The 22,971-nt window shown below is 59.3% G+C and carries 15 protein-coding genes; 7 read left to right on the top strand and 8 right to left on the bottom strand.

Annotation, left to right across the window (positions count from 1 at the left end; translation table 11 throughout):
• The first annotated feature begins 74 nt into the window (after positions 1-74).
• Positions 75-974, top strand: coding sequence for a lipid A hydroxylase LpxO (lpxO, locus tag BM026_RS23305; protein ID WP_092250175.1), 900 nt, complete (start codon positions 75-77; stop codon positions 972-974).
• A gap of 16 nt (positions 975-990) precedes the next feature.
• Here the strand turns inward: lpxO and ligD are convergent, their stop codons facing one another.
• Positions 991-3,456 carry a DNA ligase D gene (gene ligD, locus BM026_RS23310; protein WP_093530229.1) on the bottom strand — a complete coding sequence of 822 codons (2,466 nt, stop codon included), beginning with the start codon at positions 3,454-3,456 and terminating at the stop codon, positions 991-993.
• Positions 3,457-3,459: 3 nt separating this feature from the next.
• Positions 3,460-4,293, bottom strand: coding sequence for a non-homologous end joining protein Ku (locus BM026_RS23315; RefSeq protein WP_093530231.1), 834 nt, complete (start codon positions 4,291-4,293; stop codon positions 3,460-3,462).
• A gap of 185 nt (positions 4,294-4,478) precedes the next feature.
• Between BM026_RS23315 and BM026_RS23320 the strand changes: the two genes are divergently transcribed.
• Both BM026_RS23320 and BM026_RS23325 read left to right on the top strand, forming a co-directional pair.
• Positions 4,479-4,793: a hypothetical protein gene (locus BM026_RS23320; protein WP_092250165.1), complete on the top strand. Its 315-nt coding sequence runs from the start codon at positions 4,479-4,481 to the stop codon at positions 4,791-4,793.
• A gap of 12 nt (positions 4,794-4,805) precedes the next feature.
• Positions 4,806-5,963, top strand: coding sequence for a PQQ-dependent sugar dehydrogenase (locus BM026_RS23325; RefSeq protein ID WP_093120941.1), 1,158 nt, complete (start codon positions 4,806-4,808; stop codon positions 5,961-5,963).
• A gap of 71 nt (positions 5,964-6,034) precedes the next feature.
• On the opposite strand, the gene BM026_RS23330 is transcribed toward BM026_RS23325, so the two are convergent.
• Both BM026_RS23330 and BM026_RS23335 read right to left on the bottom strand, forming a co-directional pair.
• A complete protein-coding gene (locus BM026_RS23330; protein ID WP_071495778.1) occupies positions 6,035-6,514 on the bottom strand; it encodes a nuclear transport factor 2 family protein in 480 nt (159 codons plus the stop codon).
• 53 nt (positions 6,515-6,567) lie between these two features.
• Entirely contained in the window at positions 6,568-7,131 is a 564-nt protein-coding gene (locus BM026_RS23335) for a TetR/AcrR family transcriptional regulator (protein WP_093513201.1), read from the bottom strand.
• 125 nt (positions 7,132-7,256) lie between these two features.
• Here BM026_RS23335 and pssA point away from each other — a divergent pair, with 125 nt between their 5' ends.
• Together pssA and BM026_RS23345 are read left to right on the top strand one after the other, a co-directional pair.
• Positions 7,257-8,600, top strand: coding sequence for a CDP-diacylglycerol--serine O-phosphatidyltransferase (pssA, locus tag BM026_RS23340; protein WP_092250159.1), 1,344 nt, complete (start codon positions 7,257-7,259; stop codon positions 8,598-8,600).
• A gap of 351 nt (positions 8,601-8,951) precedes the next feature.
• On the top strand, positions 8,952-11,921 hold the full coding sequence (locus BM026_RS23345; protein WP_139217573.1) for a hypothetical protein: 2,970 nt from the start codon (positions 8,952-8,954) through the stop codon (positions 11,919-11,921).
• A 51-nt stretch (positions 11,922-11,972) separates the two neighbouring features.
• Here BM026_RS23345 and efeO (BM026_RS23350) read toward each other — a convergent pair whose 3' ends face one another.
• The 4 genes from efeO (BM026_RS23350) to efeU are packed head-to-tail and all read right to left on the bottom strand — an operon-like array spanning position 11,973 to position 16,197.
• Positions 11,973-12,791: an iron uptake system protein EfeO gene (gene efeO, locus BM026_RS23350; protein ID WP_093530234.1), complete on the bottom strand. Its 819-nt coding sequence runs from the start codon at positions 12,789-12,791 to the stop codon at positions 11,973-11,975.
• Positions 12,792-12,819: 28 nt separating this feature from the next.
• On the bottom strand, positions 12,820-14,142 hold the full coding sequence (gene efeB / locus BM026_RS23355) for an iron uptake transporter deferrochelatase/peroxidase subunit (RefSeq protein WP_093530236.1): 1,323 nt from the start codon (positions 14,140-14,142) through the stop codon (positions 12,820-12,822).
• Positions 14,139-15,341, bottom strand: coding sequence for an iron uptake system protein EfeO (gene efeO, locus BM026_RS23360; RefSeq protein WP_093530238.1), 1,203 nt, complete (start codon positions 15,339-15,341; stop codon positions 14,139-14,141). The genes efeB and efeO (BM026_RS23360) overlap by 4 nt, the downstream gene beginning before the upstream one ends.
• Before the next feature lie 10 nt (positions 15,342-15,351).
• Positions 15,352-16,197, bottom strand: a complete 846-nt coding sequence (gene efeU, locus BM026_RS23365) for an iron uptake transporter permease EfeU (RefSeq protein WP_092250147.1) — start codon at positions 16,195-16,197, stop codon at positions 15,352-15,354.
• Between the two features lie 167 nt (positions 16,198-16,364).
• Between efeU and BM026_RS23370 the strand changes: the two genes are divergently transcribed.
• Entirely contained in the window at positions 16,365-17,381 is a 1,017-nt protein-coding gene (locus BM026_RS23370) for an AraC family transcriptional regulator (protein ID WP_093530240.1), read from the top strand.
• A gap of 96 nt (positions 17,382-17,477) precedes the next feature.
• Positions 17,478-22,871, top strand: coding sequence for a hypothetical protein (locus BM026_RS23375; protein ID WP_093530242.1), 5,394 nt, complete (start codon positions 17,478-17,480; stop codon positions 22,869-22,871).
• Positions 22,872-22,971 lie beyond the last annotated feature (100 nt).

Genomic DNA, 22,971 nt, shown 5'->3' on the forward strand with positions numbered 1-22,971 from the left:
GTGCTGCTATCCATCCTCGTCCGTTGTGGGCACGCAGGAGCAGCCTGTTCTCTTCTGACTTGTGACGAAATCCCTTGAAACTCATCATTGTTATTCTCTACGTTGCCTCGATTGCGTATGTACACCTGCGTGGGCGGGTGCGGCACAAGCTGGGGCGCCAACTCAGTGATCATTCGACCTTCCTGGCGCCGATCAACTGCTTTCTCTACCTCTTTTCCAGGCTGCCCAGCCGACCTTACCTGTCGCCCAGCGATTTCCCGGACCTGAGCCCGCTCCAGGAGCATTGGCAGGAGATTCGCGAGGAAGGCCAGAACCTGCTGCGCGCCGGCGAAATCAAGCGCTCGGAACAGTACAACGACGTAGGTTTCAATTCGTTCTTCAAGTCCGGCTGGAAGCGCTTCTATCTGAAATGGTATGGCGACAGCCACCCGTCGGCGATGAAGCTGTGCCCGCGTACCACCGAGCTGGTGCAGGGCATCGGTTCGATCAAGGCCGCGATGTTCGCCGAACTGCCGCCGGGGTCCAGGCTGGTGCGCCATCGCGACCCGTATGCGGGCTCGTATCGCTATCACCTGGGCCTGGACACGCCGAACGACCCGGGCTGCTACATCAACGTGGACGGTGAGAACTACTACTGGCGTGATGGCGAGCCGGTAATGTTTGACGAGACCTACATCCACTACGCGGAAAACACGACGCAGCAGAACCGCATCATTCTGTTCTGCGATATCGAGCGCCCGATGAAATACCGTTGGGCCGCTGCGTTCAATCGCTGGTTCAGCCGCAACGTAATGGCGGCTGCGGGCTCGCCCAACGATGCCGGTGACAAGACGGGCGGGCTCAACCGCGCCTTCACCCGGCTGTACAAGATTCGCTTGCGCGGCAAAGAGCTGAAAAAGCGCAACCGTACGCGTTATTACCTGGAAAAATGGGCGATCTTTGCAGGGTTGGCCGCCATTTTCCTGCTGATCTGAGTGCTTCGGGCGCCATTCACTCCGGTGGATGGGCGTCCAGTTTGTCCCACATCTTTTTGCTGATCTTCTGTCGATTGGTATAGCCGTCCCAGGGATCGTTCTTCAAGCCGTCCAAGCGCTGCTGCAGATTGGCGACGGTCCATTGTTGGGCCCCGTGCAATCCCTTCAATTCCTCGCGACTGACCGGTACCGACACCGGCAAACCTGGCCGCGCCCTTACCGAATAAGCGGCCACGGTACTGGCGCCCCTTGCGTTGCGCAGGTAGTCGATGAAGATCTTGCCCACCCGGTTTTTTGGCCCTGACGTCGCGGTGAAGCGTTCGGGCAGTTGCTCGGTCATGAATTGGGCAATCGCTTTGGCGAATGCCTTGACAGTGTCCCAGTCATCTCGGCGCGCCAGCGGCACGACCAGGTGCAGGCCTTTGCCGCCACTGGTTTTGACGAAGGCTTGCAAGCCCAATTCGTCCAGGACCGAGAGGGTGAGTTGCGCCGCTTCCAGCATGCTTTTCCACGGTAGCGCCGGGTCGGGGTCGAGGTCGAGTACAAACAGGTCCGGAGTTTCGATCTTGTCGACAGTGGCGCCCCAGGTATGAAACTCCACGGTGCCCATTTGCACCGCCCCGAGCAACGCCTTGGCACTGTCGACTTCCATCAGGCGCGCATGGCCGGGATCGAGTGCCTGTTCCAACTGCTTGATGTTGGGAATGGCCAGGCGCTCCGAATGTTTCTGGAAGAACTGTTCGCCGTCGATGCCTTCGGGTGCCCTCAGCAGTGACACGGGACGGTGACGCAGAAAAGGCAGGATCCACTCGCTGATGCTGTTGTAGAACTGCGCCAGTTGCTCCTTCTGCATGCCGCTCTGCTTATCGATCACGCGGTCCGGGTGGGTGATCTTCACGGTGTCAGTGGTTTTTTTCGCAGGTTTCATGGATTTGACCGTGCGCGGTTGCTCATGAATGACCTGTGCGGCCGGTTTGTCGGTGCGCATTGCGACAAACGCCGCCTGGCGGATCACCCCCTCACGGGTCCATTCGGCAAACTGCACTTCGCCGACCAGTGTCGGTTCCACCCAGTGCACGTCACGGGCCTGGGCGCTGGTCAGGGCTTTTTCAAGCGGCGATGACTCACGCTCCAATGGCCTGAGTTGCGCATGGATCGCCTTCAGTGACGCTTGATCAAACCCGGTGCCCACGCGTCCGGCGTACACCAATCCCGAGGTGTCATTCACTGCCAGCAGCAGTGCACCGAAACCACTGCGCGAGCCCTGCGGACGGGTGTAGCCGACGATCACGAATTCCTGGCGCAGGCGGCATTTGAGCTTGACCCAATCGGTGTTGCGACTGGACACGTATGGGCTGCCCAGGCGCTTGCCGATGACGCCCTCGAGGGCCAGGTCACAGGCGCTTTCAAAGATGTCCCGATGATGGGCAGTAAAGGCTTCGGAGAAGCGTAATAGCTTGCTTCTGCTGCCGGACAACGCAGTCTTCAGCGCTGCACGGCGATCTTCGACGGGGGCCTGGCGCTGATCCTGGCCATCCAGGAACGGCGCATCGAACAGGTAGTAGACAATGTCCAGGCTGCGTCCGATATCAAAGGCGTTCTGCAGCGCCTGGAAGTCCGGAAGGCCATCGCCGTTGAGGCTGACCACCTCGCCATCGAGCCAACTGTCCTTGAGCTTGAGGGCTTGCAAGGCCTTGGCCTGGCGCGGCAGGCGGTCGGTCCAGTCGTGGCCGTTGCGCGTGAACAGCCGCACCTCGCCGTCGCGGATGCGCGCAAGCATGCGGTAACCGTCGAACTTGATTTCGTACTGCCAATCGCCCTCGGGGGCGCGATCCACCAGGGTGGCCAATTGCGGGGTGAAGTGCTCGGGGAGGGCGACGCTGGTTTTTCGGGCTTTTGCGCGTGGTTTTGGCTTACTCAGCGAGGCGTCGCTGAGCACGCTGTCGGGCTGGGCCTGGACAATATCGTAGTCTTGGGCAGGTCGTGCCTGCGCGTCTTTTTCCTTGATCAGCAGCCATTGTTCCTTATCGCCGCTGCCTTTCAGGCGTGTGCGGACCAGTGTCCAATCGCCGGACAGCTTTTCGCCGACCAGGGTGAACTTGAGCTTGCCGGCGGCGTAGGCCTTGCGCGGGTCGTCATGGGGTTGCCACACACCGCGGTCCCACACGATGACGTCCCCGGCGCCGTATTGGCCCGCCGGGATACTGCCTTCGAAACTGCCGTAGCTGAGAGGGTGATCTTCGACATGCACGGCCAGGCGCTTCTGCGTCGGGTCCAGGCTGGGCCCTTTGGGCACTGCCCAACTGAGCAGTACGCCATCCAGTTCCAGGCGGAAGTCATAGTGCAGGTTGCGCGCGTCATGTTTCTGGATCACGAAGGACAGCGCCGAAGCGTTGCGTGTTCCTGCGGGCGCATTGCCCGCCGGTTCGCCGGTGACGCCGAAGTCGCGCTTGCGGTTGTATTCGCTGAGGGGCTTTGGCATGGCTTATGACGCCTTGGTGGTTTTCTTCGCGGCGGGCTTCTTGGCGGGTTTGCCGGCCAGGCTGCGCTTGAGTAACTCCGTCAGGTCGATCACATCGGCGGACTTGCGCTCTTCACTGTCCTGGCTGGTTTCCACATCCTCGATCTTGCCGGCCTTGGCCTTCTTGGCCACCAGCGCCATGATCTTTTCCTGGAAGCTGTCGCGATATTCATCGGGCTGCCAGTCGGCGCTCATGTCGTCGACCAGGCGCTTGGCCATGTCCAGTTCACCCTTGGCCAGGCTGGGTTTGGTCACGTCGCTGCCCAGTTCCAGTTCGTCCAGGCTGCGCACTTCGGCGGGCCAGCGCAGCATCACCAATACCAGCGCCGACTCCAGCGGCATGAGTGCCGCCAGGTGCTGCTTGGTGTGCAGGACCACGTTGGCCAGCGCGACTTTTTTGGTCTTCCTCAGCGTTTCCCGAAGCAGCGCGTAAACCTTGCCACCGCGCTTGTCCGGTGCCAGGAAGTAGGGCGTGTCGATGTTCTGAAACGGGATCTGGTCACTGGCGACAAACGCGATGATCTCGATGGTCTGGGTCGACTTGGGGTGGGCCGAGCGGATTTCCTCTTCGCTGAGTACCACGTAGCGGCCTTTCTCGAAGGCCACACCCTTGACGATGTTGTCTTTGGTGACTTCCTTGCCGGTGGTCTTGTTGATGCGCTTGTAGCCCACCGGGTCCATGCTGCGCTTGTCCAGCCAGTCGAAGTCAACGCCCTGCGATGACGTGGCCGAGACCAGCGACACGGGGATGTGCACCAGGCCAAAGCTGATGGCGCCTTTCCAGATAGCTCGTGGCATCGGTGCGACTCCTTGAGTAGAGGGGGTGTTCTGGTGACTCGGTGCCGATATGAAAAGTTTCCCTTGGCAGATGCGCGGACAGATCGTGTTACACCTGATGAGAAACTATTTAGCGTCGAAAGCCGAACCCAAGGCGTAGCGTGTTATCGAAAGCACGTACTCCTCACTCCCGAGAGGCTTTGTCAATGAACACTTGTATGCGTCACGTTGCAGCGCTGCTGTTGGGTCTGGCCCTGATCCCCGTGGCCCAGGCGCAAAACCTGCCCGGCAGCAACAACGCCAACAACGGCCCGATCCACCGGGCCAATCCCAACAGCATGCAGGGCACCCAGCCCAACGCGCCGGCGATTCGCGGGATTCAGACCGGGCCGACCACGCGCACACCGACCCTGGAAAACGGCGGCATTGGCAACAGCTATCCCAAGCGCGACGCTGCGCCCAGCCGTCCGGCCACCGAAACCAAAGCCCCCACTTATGATGCCAACGGCAATCGCCGGTAAGGATTCCGTCTTATGTTTCTACGCAAAACCCTGCTAGCCGCGCTGTGCGCAACCTCTCTACTGCCGTTGACGGCCAGTTTCGCAGCCGATGCCCAGCAGTTCCCCAGCGAGCAAGGCAGCATCACCGTCACACCGATCGCCAAAGGCCTGGACCATCCCTGGGCCGTGGCTTTTCTGCCGGACAAGCAAGGTTTCCTGGTCACCGAACGGCCTGGCCACCTGCGTTTTGTCAGCCCTGACGGGAAATTGTCCGCGCCACTGACGGGCGTGCCTGAAGTGTGGGCGAAGGGGCAGGGCGGCTTGCTGGACGTGGTGCTGTCGCCGGACTTCAAGCAGGACCGCATGGTCTACCTTTCCTACGCCGAAGGTGGCGGCAAGGGCGGAACAGCCGGTACTGCGGTAGGGCGTGGACGTCTGGCGGCTGACCTCAGTGGCCTGACCGACTTCAAAGTGATCCTGCGCCAGGAGCCGAAGCTGTCCACCGGCAATCACTTCGGTTCACGCCTGGCCTTCGACCGCGACGGTTATTTGTTTGTGACCCTGGGCGAAAACAACGACCGCCCGACCGCCCAGGACCTCGACAAACTGCAGGGCAAGGTGGTGCGCATCTACCCCGACGGCCGCGTGCCGGATGACAACCCCTTCGTCGGCCAGCCAGGCGTGCGCCCGGAGATCTGGTCCTACGGTCAGCGCAACCCCCAGGGCCTGGCGCTGAATCCTTGGAGTGGCACGATCTGGGAAAATGAACATGGGCCACGCGGGGGTGACGAGATCAATATCATCGAGCGCGGCAAGAATTACGGCTGGCCGTTGGCGACCCACGGCATCAATTACTCGCTGGCACCGATTCCCGAAGCCAAAGGCAAGACCGCAGAAGGCACCGTGCCGCCCCATCATGTCTGGGAAAAATCACCGGGTATCAGCGGCATGGCATTCTACGATGCAGACCGCTTCAAGCCTTGGCAGCACAATGTGTTCATCGGCGCGCTGGCCAGCCAGGAACTGATCCGCTTGCAGTTCGACGGTGACAAGGTGATTCACGAGGAGCGTTTGCTGGGCGCTTTGAAAGCGCGGGTTCGCGATGTACGGCAGGGGCCGGATGGCTTTTTGTATGTGCTGACAGATGAGGATGATGGCGTGCTATACCGAGTCGGCCTCAATCAGGACTGAAGCCGACAACAACCTGTAGGAGCCCGGCCTGGCGGCGATGGCGATTTCAGCAACGCCATCGCCGCCACGGTTTACAGACCCAGGTCAGACAGCCCCGGGTGATCATCCGGGCGCCGTCCCAGCGGCCAGTGGAACTTGCGCTCGCTTTCCTTGATCGGCATGTCGTTGATGCAGGCAAACCGATTGGCCATCAGGCCGTTCTCGTCGAATTCCCAATTCTCGTTACCATAGGAACGGAACCAGTTGCCCGAATCGTCGTGCCACTCATAGGCATAACGCACGGCGATGCGATTATCGGTAAACGCCCACAGCTCCTTGATCAGCCGATAATCCAGCTCCTTGGCCCATTTACGGGTCAGGAAGCCTTTTGCTTCTTCGCGGTTATGGGCGAACTCGGCGCGGTTACGCCACTGCGTGTCGAGGGTGTAGGCTAGGGACACCCGGTGGGGGTCGCGGGAGTTCCAGCCGTCTTCGGCCAAACGCACTTTTTCGATGGCCGATGCGCGGGTAAACGGCGGCAGGGGCGGACGTGTTTCTGCAGTCGATGACATGGGGGCAGTTCCTCAAACAATCAGGGTGTGTTGAAAGTTGCGCCGTTGTGCGATCAAAGTCCCAACAAGGTTTGCGCCATGCATTGCGCATTATCGGCAGCTGTTGAATCGCCCATCACCAGGGCAACGGTAATGGCGCCATCGATCAGGATCAGCAGGTGCGCGGCCTGCCGCTCAGGGTCGGGGGTGCCATGTGCTTGACACAGTTCGAGCAGGTACTCGAACAGTTTCTGTTTGTGGGTCTTGGCCAACTGGCGTACCGGATCCTGCGGGTCGCCGGTTTCGCCGCTGGTGTTGATGAAGGCGCAGCCGCGGAAATCGGCGGAGCCAAACCAGGTTTTAAGTGCATCGAACACCGCCAGCAGGCGTTGGCCGGTGCCTTCGCTACACTCCACCTCTGTGCGCAGCCACTGCATCCAGCGCTCGTCACGACGCTGCAGGGCGGCAATCACCAAATCGTCTTTATTGGCGAAGTAGCGGTAGATGCTTTTTCGCGAGACACCAGCGGTTTTCACCAGGAAGTCCATGCCGGTGGCGGCGATGCCATGGCGATAGATCAACTTCTCGGTGACGTCGAGGATGATGTCGCGGGTTTCATTACTGGTCATATCGTTCATGTCGTGAACAGTAGAACGATCGTTCTTCTTGGTCAATTAAATTTTTTCCATGCGTCACAGCAAGACCTGGGCCCACCCATGGTGTAAGCTCGGGGCCTCTTCGGATTCGACCCATTGCGAGCCTTATGCCGTCGTTCTTCAAACGCTCCCTGTTGCCCAAACTGCGCGGTTTCCCCCTGACTCCTGATGCGATTGACGTGCTGTCCGGCGCTGCTGCCTATCGTCGCTGCCTGCTGGAAAAAATCTCCCAGGCCACACGGCGTATCTACATCGTCGCGCTGTATTTGCAGCAGGACGAGGCAGGGCAGGAGATCTACGACGCCCTGCACGCCGCCAAGGCGGCGCGCCCGGAGTTGGATATCGTGGTGGTGGTCGATTGGTTGCGCGCCCAGCGTGGCTTGATCGGCGCCGGCAAGCAGCCGGGCAACAGTGCCTGGTACCAGGCCATGACCCAGAGCCACAGCAGTGAAGTGCCGGTGTATGGCGTGCCGGTGCAAACCCGCGAGCTGTTCGGCGTGCTGCACCTCAAGGGCTTTGTGATCGACGACACGGTGCTCTACAGCGGCGCGAGCCTGAACAACGTGTACCTGCACAAGTTCGACAAATACCGCTACGACCGCTACCACCTGATCCACAGCCAACCGCTCGCAGACTCCATGCAGCACCTGGTGGAGCACGGCCTGGTGGCGTCCAAGGCGGTGCATCGCCTGGACTTGCCCAACCCGCCCACTACGCGCAGCCTGCGCAACGACATCGGCGACCTGCGTAGCCGTCTCAAGCACGCGGCATACGACACCACCGCCGGGCAATTGCCCAACGGCCATCTGTCGGTCAGCCCGCTGTTGGGCGTGGGCAAGAACAATCCGTTGAGCCGAGTGATCCTGGAGCTGATTGCCAGTGCCCAGCATCAACTGACCATCTGCACGCCATACTTCAACCTGCCGCTGCCAGTGACCCGCGAAATCAACCGCGCCCTGGCGCGTGGCGTGAAGATCGATATCATCGTCGGCGACAAGACCGCCAACGACTTCTACATCCCGCCCAGCGAGCCGTTCAAGGTGATCGCCGCGCTGCCGTACCTGTACGAGATCAGCCTGCGCCGTTTCGCCAAGCGCCATCAGCGCGACATCGACCACGGCCAGTTGAACCTGCACCTGTGGCACCACGACGACAACACCTACCACCTCAAGGGCATGTGGGTCGACCAGCGCTACACCTTGCTCACCGGCAACAACCTCAATCCGCGCGCGTTTCGCCTCGACCTGGAAAACGCCTTGCTGATCGATGATCCCAAGAGCGAGTGGCTGGAGCCGAGACGTACCGAGTTGGCGCAGATTTTCCAGCACACCACGCGAATCGAGCGTTACCAGGACTTGCAGGCGTTGCCGGACTACCCGGAGGCGGTCGGCAAGTTCCTGCGCCGGGTCAGCCGGGTACGAATCGAGCGATTGTTGTATCGAATTCTCTAGAGTCTCTGCCCGATTTCATCGCTGGTTTTAGGCGTCGGCTTATAGAACGGCTGCCTTTTCCCCTCTTACAGTGCCTTCCAACCGTTCAAGGAGGCACGGCTTTTCCCTCAATGGATTTGCCATAAAGAGGATAGCAACATGCCATCTATTCTTGCCCAAAGCGGTTCGGTCATCTGCGCGCCAGCCACTCCGGCGCCTGACCTGGCGCCCATGTCCCAACCTTCAATTTCCCTTGTCCCATACAACCCCTGCGAAACTGTCCCTGAACGCCCCGGTACGCCCGCAATTGCGGCGCCCACCTGGACATTACCTATGTCGCCCAGTGCCACCGGCACTGTCGGAGACTCCACCTTGGCTGAGCGTCTGGCACAGGCCCTCGACAGCGGCCAGAATAGTGTGGCAATCCCTGATGACAGCAGTCTCGGTGCGGCCTTGGCCCTCTACCGCCAGTTGCTTGATCAACCGTCTTCTCAGTCCTGGTTCTCGCTCAAAGGCCTGGCAATGGACACCCTGACACTGCGCAAGGATCGCGTAGAGGGTTTCACCGCCGCGGGGGGCATACGCACTCCCGTAGCGTTCAGCAGTACTGACGACAGTGGCTGGGGGGAGGCGAGCCGGCATCTACGGGCGATGCGCAATGTGCTTGACCCCGACGATAAGGGCTTGCCTTGCGTCAGTCTTGATGAGCCTCGTATGCCCCTGCACGTCGTGCTGAACGCCTACGGCCTGGATCCCGGTGAATCCACTGAACAGAAGCGGGCACTCAAAGGCCAGGTGGCGGCGCATGGCTTGACGGTAGCTCCTCGGTTTTTGGCCGCGCTCGACGATGTGCGCGGCGTGATCAGTGACCTGGATGAGCGCGCTTTCCTGGCGAATTTGCTTGAAGAGCAGGTGCAGCCACTGGCGGATAGCCGTGCTACCGATTGGTCAACACTGAAGATCCAGCCATCGCCGGCCTCTGCCAAGGGTATGGGGCCCCACTCCAGCTACGATGTTGCCCAATTGCTTGAGCATAAGGGGTTGGGCGTACCTCGTACGGCTGCGGCGACCCGCAACGTCATTCGGTGGTTGCGCACAGTCCTGCCACCGGCCCCGCCCTTGGGTGATTATTCTGGGTTGGTCCCGCTACAACCGGGCGATCCGGACTACAAACCGCTGGCTACGCTCGCGATGTACACCCCGGCAACACTGAGTGCCGATCCCGACGCTCACCTTGGGAGGTTGAGCCAGGGCCCGGACGCTGTAGCGTTTGGCAACATCCTTGTTGCGGTTTTGCAAGGGCCTGCGGGTTCGATAGGCGGTTACGCGCTTTACAGCCCCAGCAATGCGGGACGCACCCTGGGTGAAGTCCGCCGGGCTCTGGAGCAGTATTTGTGTGACAACAAGGCAATGGACCCAAGCCTTGCGTTCCTGGTGGCCCATGTGGCGCTGGCGAGGAAAGCCCCCGAGTTTCTGGTCCGGGACTTACCCGAGGGCATCAAGATCGGCACATCGGCGTGGACGGAATTGCGACTTGGCTGTGCGATGGCTGAACGCATGTTGCCAGGCACCTCCCGGATGATGGATGAGCAGCAGGTCTGCGCACTGACGGGCCTGGAGCCTACGTCCGATGGTCAACGCACCCTCATGCAGGAGCAAGCCCTTGGCATATTGCTTGACTGGGGAGTGCTCAATGGTGTCATACCGGACAAGCCTCAAGGCCGGCATACTCAGGAGGATCTCAAGAAAACGTCGAGTGTGTTCTCGCGGCAACGGACACTCTCGGCTCGTTCGTTCAACCGTTTGAGCACCGCCTTGCCGTCGCGCAGGCAGATGGCGACCCAAGAGTTGCTCAAGGCCGTGCCTCAGACCAGCCTCAGCCAATTGGAGGCGATGAAGGTTCATCTCCCCGACTCCGACGAACGCCGCAACCTGAGGCGCTCCGAACCGCGTACGCGCTCGCTGATCGAGGCGTACATGAGCGGCGATCTGACCAAGGACAGATGGGTCTTGACCACCGATATGTCCAACGCTGGTAAACGTTCGAATACCCCCTATCGGCATATTGATGAGTCCTCTACGAATTCGGCAGCGGCTCGACAAAAGCTCAACGAAATCATCGAGCGGCTTCCCGCCTTGGACCCCCTACTGGAAAGCGCCGTCACCCGTCACCACAACGATCAAAAGATGGGCTTCGTCACCAAGCTCAAACTGATGTTCGCGGGGTTGCCGTTGGTCGATCGCCAGCGCATTGAACTGGGCAGTGTGGAACTGTTCACGTTGCGCAAGGCCACTGGCAAACAGCAGGTGTGGGAGTCGGACCAGGACCGAGCGGCAGTGACCGCGCGGCAGGGGATATTGATGCGTGTAGTTCACGACAATACTGTCACCTATTACGAAGTGCTCTACAGCGCAAACATCGTCAAACACGACAGCCTTGAGGTAACGAATGCCCTGGATAAGGTGGCCTCGGACAGAAGCTACCTGGCAAAGTACAAATTGCTTGCAGACAAATACATCCGTCGCGGTCATGACGTCGGCCTGGATTTCAATGCGTATGCCAGCGGTGCACCGGCACGCGAAGGCGTCAGTTCTTCCGACGTCATTCTCGATAAAGTCGGTGTTACCAGGGGGCCGCGCCCACTCCCCGAAAACGTGACCAGGGAAACGTTTGTTCCTGATACCTATCAGTCAGACCGTATCGAGGACATTGCCGTTGAAATCACCGAACGCAATTTCTACGAAAGTGCCGAGGACATGCTTGCACGGGCAAAGGGCCAGTTACCCGTGGAAAAAAGCCGCGAGGCCCATGCGCGGGATGTCAACCTGCTGCTATCGCTGGTTCCCTTCGTCGGTGCCTATCAGGACTTTCGCGATGGTAATTTTGGCAAAGGCCTGCAAAGTCTGGCGTTGGACGGCGCAGGTTTGATGATCGGTGCGGGAGGCCAGGCACGGTCGCTGATCCGTTCGCTCAAGACCCTGGCAAAAAACACCAGCCGGCCGTCCATCGGCAGATTCAGCGCTCGCGTCGCGCCGAGCACCCCAAAGGTTGCCTGGTCCTGGAATGAACCCAAGGTGCGCTTCAGCGACGCCGCATTTGATTTTTCCAAGCAGACAGCACTGTTCTTGAACGCGGTCTTCAATCCGGTGGATGGTTATCCGCGCCTGATCAGTGCCGCGTCCAAAGGCCTGTCCAAGTTGTCCAGCCGGGGCGCTGTCAGTGCGGGCTTGAGCAAGGCAATGCCTCACCTGATGACGGTAGACGAAAAAATGCGCTGTTATTTTCTGGTCGGTACGGGCCTGGTAGACCCTACCAAACCGCCCGGATCGCAAGCTGCTTGAGCATAGCGACCGCTGCGCCGCTGATGGCTGAGCGGTCGCCGGGCCCCTGGGTCAGTTCAAACCCAACTTGCCACGCAACGTGGACAGGTCTTCCGCCAGGGTATTGACCGGGCCGACCAGGGCCTTGCGGTCGTTTTCCTTGACCTTGTCATAGGTCTCGAAGCCGCCGTCCTTGGTCTTGTACTTGGCCAGGATCTTGTCCACGCTGGCGAAGTTCTTGTCGACTTTGGCCAGGAAGGCCTTGTCTTGCTTCTCGATCTGGCCACGGAACAGGTCGACGATTTTCTTCGCTCCGTCGATGTTGCCCTGGAAGTCATACAGGTCGGTGTGGCTGTAGCGGTCTTCTTCGCCGGAGATCTTGGTGGCGGCGACTTCTTCCAGCAGCGCTGCGGCGCCGCCTACGACTTTCTCGGGTGGGAAGGTCAGGCCGTCGACGCGGGTCTTGAGGTCGTTGACGTCGTTGTTGAGCTTGGCGGTCAGCGCTTCCAGGCCCTTGGTGGTGTTCTGCGAGAACAGCGCGTATTCGATACGGTGGAAGCCGGTGAAGTCTTCGGCGGTCACGCCTTTTTCGTGGTCGTCGACGCGCGAGTCGATGGACGCATCGAGGTCGCTGAACAGCTCGGCGATCGGCTCGATGGACTCATAGTGCACGCGGGTCGGCGCATAGAGCTTCTTGGCGGTGGCCAGGTCGCCCTGGTTGATGGCAGCGGTGAACGCTTGGGTCTGGGTGACCAGCTCGCCGATTTCCTCGGTGACGTAGATCTTGTAGTCCGACACCGGCCCTACCAGGTCCAGCGGCGCGGTGGCGGCGAACGCTGCCAGCGGCGAAAGGGTCAATAACAACGACAACGCAATAGTCGACTTTTTCATGGGACGGTATCCGCTCTGAGTGTGTTTTTCAGGTATTGGCAGTGGTTTGAGGGTGCGTTGCAGCGAGCAGCGTGCGCCCGAGGAAATCCTGGGCCCCGGTGACGCCTGGCAAGGTGAAGAAGTACCCGCCGCCGACCGGCTTGAGGTATTCCTCCAGGGGTTCGCCGTTGAGCCGGGTTTGCACGCTGATAAAGCCTTTCTCCAGGTCAGCCTGGTAGCAGATGAACAACAGCCCCATGTCCAGCTGACCGTTCTTGTTGACGCCGTTGGAGTAGTTGAACGGCCGACGCAGGATCAGGTTGGCCTGGGTCTGCGGCGTGCGCGGGTTGGCCAGGCGGATGTGTGCGTCGAGCTTGGTCAGTTTGCCTTCCGGGTCCTTGCTGTAGTCGGGCACCTGGGTTTCGTTGTGGCCATCCATCGGCGCACCGGTGGGCTTTACCCGGCCGATGATGCTTTCCTGCTCCTGCAATGGGGTGCGGTCCCAGCGCTCGACGAAGTTGCGGATGATGCGCACGGCCTGATAGCTGCCGTTGGCCGCCCATGCCGGTTCGTCGCTGCCGGGCTGTACCCACACAATCTGGTTCATCGCCTTGTCGTCGTTGGAGTTCGGGTTGGCCGAACCGTCACGGAAACCGAGGAAGTTACGCGCGCTCTGGGCCGGCTCGCCGGGCTTGGCAGGCGCCTGGGGCGGTACGCTGCCTTCCTGTTTCCAGCGCACCAGCAGCAGGTCGGGCAGGTTTTTCACGATGTCGCGCAGGGCGTGGATATTGGTGTCCGGGGTGTTGGAGCTGAACTGCAGGCTCAGGTCGCCATGGCACTGCGCCGGCTCCAGCGCATCGTTGGGGAAACCGACCATGCGAGTCAGGCGCTTGGGTTTGGCTTTGGCGAGCCCGAAGCGCTCATCGAACAGTGACTCGCCGACAGAAACGGTGATGGTCAGGTTATCCGGCGTGACTACCGGGCCGAGGATGCCGGAGTCGGTGGGCGGCAGTTTCGGATCGACTTGCGGCACGGTGCCGCCGGTCATCAGGAAGGCGATGCGTTCGCTCAGGGTACGGAACAGGCGCTCCAGGTCGTCACGGTCGCTGGCCAGCACGTCGAACGCCACGATCATGCCGCAGGCCGGGCGTGGGGTGACGATACCGCTCTGGTGTTTGCCGAAGAAGTCGTGGTGGTCCTGGGTCTTGTCACTGCGCGGTGCGGTGGTGACTTGCTCCGTCGCAGCGGCCATGGCCGGGCAGGTCAGGGCGCTGCCGGCAATCGCGGCACCGGTGGCGGCCATGCCCAGCAGGACACGGCGACGCTGAAGGTTGGTGTGTTCTGAATCACTCGTGTGTGCGGTCGTCTTCACTGCAGGCCGGAAAGGCCAAGGGCGGGGTCGATTCCATCGAGTGCAACGGCCAGAGCCTTGGCCTTGTCGGCGATCTGCTTGCGCTGATCGGCGGTTACGGTGTCGTAGGTGGCGTAGCCCTTGTCGACCTTGAAGCCTTGCAGTTCGCCATCGAAGGCGGCGAGGGCGCTGTCGATTTCAGGCAACAGGTCGGCGGCGGACTTGGTCAGCAGCGGGCGCATCAGCTCCACCACCTTGTGGGCGGCTTCCAGGTTGGCGGCGAAACCATTCAGGTCGACATGGCTGTAGCGTTCTTCTTCACCGCTGATGGCGCGTACATCGGCAAGGCTGTTGAGGTTGCGCACCACGATGCTGACCAGTTGCTCCGGTGGCAGGGACTGGGCCAGCAGTTGTTGTTTGAGGGCGCTGACGTCGGTCAGCAGGCGCTGGGCAACCGGCGCCAGGCCGTCAAGGCTGCGTTGCTGGAACAGGCCGTATTCCAGGCGGTGGAAGCCGCTGAAGGCCGGGTCCTGTTCGCGTTTTTCAAAATAGTCGGCACGAGCGTTGATCGCGTTGTCCAGTTGCGCGAGGCGTTGCGATGCCGGAGCCAGGCGCTGGTAAGCCTCCCGAGCCGGTAGGTAGAGTGCTTGGGCCTGGGCCAGGTCGCCACGGTCGATGGCCTGTTGCAACGCGGTTACCGCCTTGACCAGTGCGCTGCCTTGGCCGCTCAAGTACACGCGGAATTCCGACAATGGGCCAATGAACGCCACCATCGACGGTTTGGCCTTGGCCTGGGCGTCGGACTCGGCGGTCGGTGTTACGTGCAAGGTGCCACGCGGATTGCTCAGCAGGCCGCAGGTGATCGCGTAGTCACCGGGCAACAGGTTGGCGTTGATCACCTGGCTCAGGCCGGGAGCGATGTTTTCCCGTTCTTCGACCACCAGCACGCCGTCCAGGATCTCCCATTCCACCGCACGATCGGAGCGGTTGATGATGCGGAAGCTGGCGTGGCCGGCGGGGACCGTCAATTCATTCGGCTCGCAAGCGTGGCCGTGAATGGTCACGGCGATTTCATTGTGGTTGGTCTGTCGTTTGCTGGCTGCCAGTTGCGAGGCGTAATAGAACAGGCCTGCGGCGGCGATCATCACGACCACCGAGCCCGCCACCGCCCAGCGCAGGGCGCGAGGTGGCGAAGCCGGTTGAGGGGTTGGGTTGGACAAGAGACGGTCCTTACTGGCTGGAAACGGAGGAGGGTGTGACGGCCGGCTTGGGGGGCGCGGCGGGTAGGAAGAACATCACCAGGGCCACCACCAGGTAAATCAGGTAGGCGCCGAGGGTGCTGACGGTGGGGGCTTCCTGATAGCCGAACATGCCGGCCAGGACCGAGCCCAGCGGGCTGTCCATGGGCAGGGCGGTGCTGAAGTCGAAGAGCACGGTTTGCAGGTGGTTCCACACGCCTGCTTCGTGCAGGGCCTGTACCGAATTGGCGAGGATGCCGGCCGCCACCACCAGGATGAACAAGCCGGTCCAGCGGAAAAATGCACCGAGGTTCAGGCGCATGCTGCCGGTGTAGATCAGGAAACCGACGATGATCGCCAGGATCAGGCCGAGCAGGGCGCCAATCGGTGCGCCAGGGCCTTCACTCTGCTGGAACACCGCCAGCAGGAAGAACACGGTTTCCAGACCCTCACGGGCCACGGCGAAAAACACCATCACGATCAGCGCAGTGACCTGGTGTTTGGAGCCGGCCAACGCGTGATCGAGGGATTCGTGCAGGGAGTGCTTGATGGAACGCGCCACTTTACGCATCCAGAACACCATGGAACTGAGGATGCCCACGGCGACCAGGCCGACGATGCCTTCGAACAGTTCCTGTTGCTTTTGCGGAAACTCGGCGCTGACCAATTCCAGGCCGCCGCCGACCAGCAGGGCCAGCGCAGCGGCGAGAAACACGCCGATCCACACCGCAGGCATCCACTGACCACGGCCGGTCTGTTGCAGGTAACTGGCGATAATGCCGACGATCAGTGCGGCTTCAATGCCTTCGCGCAGCATGATGAGAAAAGGAACGAGCATTCGGCACCGCGCCACAACTAGATAGGAGGCTAAGTTGTAACATAATGATACTCATTGCTAAACAACAATTCTTGACGTTTGCTGAACATGGGCTGAACGGTGGTGGCGAATCGCAACCCACCTTATGATGCACGTCATTATTTGCGCCGCCGGATGCCCGTTTCCCCATGTCGGAAAAAGACACCATCTCCCTCCACCTGGTGCGTGAGGCCTTGCTGCAAAGCTGCGCGCCCGGCGCGGCCAGTGCCGAAGTGCTGCATAAAGCCGGGATTGACCCGGCACTGCTGGCCGAGCCCAACGCGCGGGTCTCGGCCACCACCTACGCACGCCTGTGGCGCCTGCTGGCCCGACGCATGGATGATGAGTTCTTCGGCATGGACCCGCGCAAGCTCAAGTCCGGCAGCCTGGCGTTCCTCTGCCGCGCCGCGATGGCGCAACCCACCCTTGGCACCGGGTTGGAAACCGGCCTGGGGTTTCTGTCGCTGATGCTGGAGCGCCTGCCTGCTGAGTTGGTGCGTCAACAAAGCCTGGCGGAGATCGTATTGCTGGAGCCCGAGTCCGAACCCAATCGGGCCTTCACTTACTTTACCTATTGGATGATCGTGCACGGTGTGGCCTGTTGGCTGGCCGGGCGGCGGATCCCGATTCTGGCGATTGAGCTGCGTTGCTCAAAACCGGATTTCTGTGATGACTACCAGGTGATGTTCTCCGACAACCTGCGTTTCGACCGACCCCGCACGCGCATGATCTTCTCCGCCGACTGCCTGGACCTGCCGATCAAGCGCAGCTCAGAGGAACTCAAGCGTTTCCTCGCCCACGCGCCTGCCAACATCCTGGTCAAATACCGCGACCCCGCCAGCCTCGCCACCCGTATCAAGCACGATTTGCGCCAGATGCCCCCCGACACCTGGCCGGAAACCGAAGGCCTCGCCGCCAGCCTGTGCATTTCCGCCTCGACCCTGCGCCGGCGCCTGGCGGAAGAAGGGCAGACCTACCAGGGGCTCAAGGACAGTGTGCGCAAGGAGTTGGCGATTGTGTGGTTGGCGGAGCCGCAGATCAGTTTTGCCGAGATTGCCGCACGGCTCGGATTTGCTGATACCAGCTCATTCTACAAAGCCTTTCGCAAGTGGGCCGGTTCCAACCCGGGGCACTATCGTAGTCTGATTTTGGACGGTGCTGGCTGAGGGCTGAGTACCACAACGCACTGCGACTTATCCGATAGGAGCCAAGCGCTCAATCCGCAACTCTCAGGCATCTTTCCTCGCTGAAGAGTCTGTCAGATGCCGCTGTCGATAACCTCTCAATCTCTCACTGCCGGTGAATCAGGGCCGGGTAACGCTGCCGTGGCGCAGTTGCCAGTGGCTACGAATGCAATACCTCGCAAGGAAAGCGAAGCGCTCGGCAACGAGCTGAACCAGTTACGCACTCAGATAAAACGTGAGTCCGACGCCTATCAACACCATATGTTACGGGCGGCATATGAAGATGTTCGTCCACGACCGCTCAGCACCCGCCAGAAAATCAAGGACCTGTGGGTGAGTGTGCAAATGGCGGGGTCAGGGCATCAGCCGGGGCATACACCCAATCGGTCCCTGCAACAGGCGTGGAAGGCCAGAGAGCGGCTGGCCAGGTTGAACAACCGCTATATTCCCCTCGCCAAGGCTGAAGCGCTTGCGCAAATGGGCGAGCAACTGATGGACGCCGAGGACAGCCTGCGTGGGCTCACTGGCGATAAGGCCGCCGTGGTCAGCGTCCATGTCAATCGACTGAGAGAGCGTTTCGAGGCCGCCAAGTTTGCCTTCGCCATCGATGTCGGCGAAACCTTGGCGAAGGACACGGCGCCGCTACTGCCACTGTTTAACGTGCAGACCTATTTGGGGTTACAGCAGGCCGGGCAGGGGATTCTGGATGCTGCTGATGGAATCAAGGGCATGTACAACAAACAGTGTGTGCGGCCCGACCTGCTGCAGGTCAACCAGGCCCAGATGTACTACGAGGACGAGCTGCGGATGGCCGCAGTCGACCATGGTCCTAATGTTGTCGATGATCTTCGGGAAAAACACGCAGAGGCCGCCCCTGCGGATAAACAATGGTTGGCGTCGTTCACTTCTCAAACCCGGCAGGTGCTGAGCCGCATCGATGCCGCGTTGAGCCTGCCGGGTGCCGAAGGTGTCGAGTTGGAGGAAGTCAGAGTCCTGCTCAAAGACGTGCTCAGCCAAGCCAGTCCGCCGATGTCGGGTCGTTACGCCACGGGCGCCAATGGTGTCTACCGTGAAACCACAGGGCCTGTTGAGGAGCAAGGTTACACGCCAGAGATGCAACGCTTGGGCATTGCCTTGGGCAGTTGGTTGCTCGGCAAGGGGGTTCTACTGACGCAACGCGTCGGCGATGCTGTCGGAGAACACCCTGTGCTTGCGTTGGGGGTGCTTGCCGCCTATGGCGGCATCAGTACGTTTTATAGCAACTGGTTCCTGCCAGCTTCCCCAGGACTGGAAGATAACGAACGAAGGACGTATTCAAGCGATCGCTTGCCGATGCTGGACGCAGAGGTGGATATCGCACTCGAACAGGCACTGCCTGATCACCCGGATGTATCGATCGGGCAAGTGTTTCTGGATCAGTTGTACACAGTGAAGTCTCGCGCCCCTCGCAGTGTGGATGATGGCAACCTTTCGGTTGCACGGACAGGCTCAGTCGACGCAATGCTGAAGCATCGTGCCCATGGCGAAAACCAGACCAATGGTGAGCTTGTGCGAAACGCTGGAGGCATCGGTGCCGAGGTGGATGACAAGATGCTGGCAGGGGCGATTACCACGGGATTGCAGCGCTTCGAAATTCAGCGTACCGAACTCCAAGCGACGTATGAGAAAAAATTGACCAGTAGTCTGGAAGCGCACATTAAAGACTCCCTCGAATGGATGACCAACCTTTATGCACCCATTCTGGAACCGTCTGCTGCATTGGACGAAATGATCATTCAGCGTATCAAGGCATTTGAAAGGAAGACGGGAGAGACCGTGAGTCTGCGACTTAACAGCACGATAACCGTTTGGTACGAGGAAGACCAGTCACGCAACCTTAACTACAATATCGTGGCTACAGTAGAACGTAAAAAATATTTCACGCTCAAGGAAGTCATCACCGGTACTTACTTGAAGGAGATAAGATCGATGCGCGGATATCTCGATATGGGCTATAAGGTTTCCCGCGTTTCCCATCCGCAGCTAGTCAAATTTATTAAACATTCATTGGGGCCGGCATTGGAGGCTGAGCTTTCTGCTTATAAATCTCGGCCAGACATAGAGCAGAAATGGGTAGACTTCTATGATGGCAGGATCAAGAATGCTGCATTTAACTATCTCTCCAACACTTCCATTGAGCATCCTGGTCATGTGTTGATGAGTCGTTTTCTGAATGGAGAATTAAAGGCATCTGAGGTTGAATTTCATGGCGCGAAGGTCAATGGTGTGTTTGCTGTCACTCAAGGGCAGGCGGCGGTCCTGTGTAGTGTGGATGACGACAACTGTTTTTATATCAGTGAAAAACGTAATAGCTACTGGAAGTTCGGGGCGTCTTATACTGAGGGGATGCCTGTTTACCCAAAAGATGAAAAATTCAAAAGCTGGATCCGTATAAAACTGCCGCTCATTGAGCAAATTAAGGCCGCCAGGAATCCACAGGTGTTTGAGGTCACTCGAACAAAGATGTCGACAAACGTTCAAATAGGGATGGGCCGTAACGGTGGCCAGGTCAATATCAAACCCTTGACCTTTACCGCCCAGGAAAGCATACAGCAACTGAGCGCCTCTTTGTTCAAGTCAAATATGGAACGTGTCGAATCAGATATTGACACGTTGATTTTTGCTGATTGGGAGTACTATTCGCTCAAAGCACTGGATGTCCTCACCGAGTTTCTGAAGGTCCAAGGCTTAATATTTATGTTCGGCGCTCCCGGCAGCGGCGCCGCATTGAAAGGGATGATCTACGCCACTGGCCTGGGGTTGGCCAGCGCAGGCGCCCACGCGTTGAAAGCTGAAATCAGCGACGATCCGACGGAGCGAGATACCGCCAAAACGTCCGCTTGGGTATCTCTTATTTCAACGGCTATTTCACTCGGCATTCCTTTGGCGATTGGCGGAGCAAAAGGGGCAAATACATTGGCCTCGGCGGTGAATTATTACCGTTTTTCCAAGGAATACATTATTCGGCCTGATACGTTTCGCATAATAAACAACGTGCTGGCACGCAAGTACGGGATCAACTTTCGCCCTGCCGCTTCTGCTTCCCACTCGCCGGCAAGTGCGGCTGCATTGCTCCCTAAAAGTGCAGGCTCTTCATCTGCAACGGGCCATGTTGTGGCATCAGGAGCGGCGCCAGGCATCCAAGGGGTAGCAGGAACACCAACGATCTGGAACCAAATGACCGATGCACAAAAGGTCAGTTACTTGTCGACTAAGTTAATGGCCTCCCGTATCGGCAAGAAGTTGATCGCGCGGACCAGTGAGCAGTCTGTCAGACAGTCGATTGCCAATAATTTGCGACGTGATCTCACGACAGCGACGAATTGGAAGAGTGAACGTAGTGAAATCAATCCTGCAAAAGCATTGCTTGAATCTGATTCAAAACGCCTCGATACCGTGGACCAGTTTATAAAACAACTGCATAAGCAGCCGCCGACCATTGAGACACGCGCCGTCAGTGGGCCACCTGTGCAGAGGGCGGCGGGCTGGATTGCGGCGTCCAGCAGCCCCTGGATACCGGAAGGGCGTTTGCAGCGGGTTATTGCGCAGTTTCAGCAGGCCGATTTGAGCAAAATCAGTGTGATTGATGATATTCATCGGGCAATCAGCGGGACTTCCGAAGAAGCGGTTCGCCTCAGTGGAGAAGCTGGTCAGATGGGGTCTGATATCGCTCGTGGTGCATTTGCACACCAACTGAAGAACTCGGGTGTTCCAACGGGATTGTCCCGAGCTGAATGGTTGTTCGGGTTGACCCAGAGTTTTAAACCCTATGCGACTAATAACGATCCATTGGCAAGGACACTCTATGCGTTGGCACATCTTCAGGATACCAACAAAGGATTCAGTGCCCTCGTCAAAACCTCAGAATTACGCTTATCACCGCCTTCAATATCATTCAAAAAGCCACCGACCCGCGTACTTGCGGCGCCCACAAGCGCGCCTGACGTTGATACCCGAATCGAGCCCTTTCGACAGATTGAAGGCAGCCCTTCACGAGCACTACCCGTTGAGATGCATGGGTTCATGGACACATTGCGCGCCAATCCCAAGCTGCACAATGCTTTCATGGCTCCCGCAGGACAGTGCGCAAGCGCCGCGGAAACGGTTGCCGAATTCATGCGTACAAATGGGTTTGAAAACATCAAGTTTCGAGCGATGCTGATCTGGAGTTCGCGCAACCCGGACGGTGTATTCAACCATTTTTTACCTATAGGCGACTTCAAGGGCAAAACCTACGCGTTTGATCTGACGGCGCCACAGTTTGCCAATAAAGGCATGCCCTCGTTTACAGACCCGATGATTCTGCCGGAGCCGGCATTAATGCAGGCCTATCAGGCTGCTACGAACAAGGCACTGATCAAGTACAAGGACTTTTCCAACCTGCGGTCGGCAGAGGCAGCTTTTTCAGGTTTTTCCGCACCCGGGCCTAAGCAGTTTATCGAGGGCGGCCACCTGCTCAGTTACGGCTGGAGCAAGCCAACCCTCGCGCAACCGAATGCAGCGTCCGGCCCTACGCCGCTGGACAAAGTGAGCACTTCCGTACGTGGGATTGCTCGCGTGCGCGCCCAGGATATTGCGAACCGTAAACCCGGCCTTCAAGTACCCATATCCAGCGCTGCACCGCCCCCCCTTGCTATTGATAATCCAGGATTTCAATTGTTGGGTCCGAAAAACTGGGGTTCACTGTCGGACGAGGACAAGATCGACTATCTGGTAAACCGACTGTTGCTAAGTGATGACGCCCGGGCGCTGATGGGTTCCACCGATAAAGCCACCGTTGTTCAATCCATTCGTGACAACTTGAAGCTGGACGGTCTTGGCGTCCCGCGTCAGCGCTTTGCCTGGGGCACGTTACAGGGCGAGGTAGGCCATGGTTTGCGTCGCCTGGCAAAGGACCGTGCCCGTTTGGAGGCAACCAACACCGCAATGAGATCCCTGCTGGACAGCACCCCGTTGGTCCCTCGCGAGCTCAAACTGGGTAATCCCTACGAAAAGGCGGCGGAGTGGATTGTCGATACGAGTCGCTCCGATGGTTTAACGGCGGACGAGGTTCGGGGCGTGTTGTGGCGTAACCGAGACGCCGACCTGACTGACATTCACACGATTGATGAGATTCATGCGCAGGTCTACAAACCCGGGCCGGGTGAACCTTATCGTGACTTCCGCTCCAGCAGCGACCCTGTTTATATGGCGTCGGAGATCGGGCACGCGGGGTTCGAGAAGCTATTGCCTGAACTTGCTCAAAGCGCACAGGAAGGCAAGTGGCTTCTGGCGGACGGCCTGTTCGCGGCAGCGGTCCGATTTCACCCCTATGGCGACGGCAATGGCAGGCTAGCGCGCGTGTTGTATGCATTGGCACAAATCAAAGCGGACGGACCGTTCTTCAAGGCATTGACACCTGAGGGGGAAAGCATTCTGAACCCGAGAATCTGATACAGCCCTTCACTGCTGCCCAGGCCAAAAAAAGCCCCGTGACCGAATGGACCACGGGGCAAAAAATTGGCTGGATGCGACCAACCAAAGGAGCTCTTTA

It is taken from the genome of Pseudomonas sp. NFPP24, from assembly GCF_900112095.1.
GTDB classification, from domain to species: domain Bacteria; phylum Pseudomonadota; class Gammaproteobacteria; order Pseudomonadales; family Pseudomonadaceae; genus Aquipseudomonas; species Aquipseudomonas extremorientalis.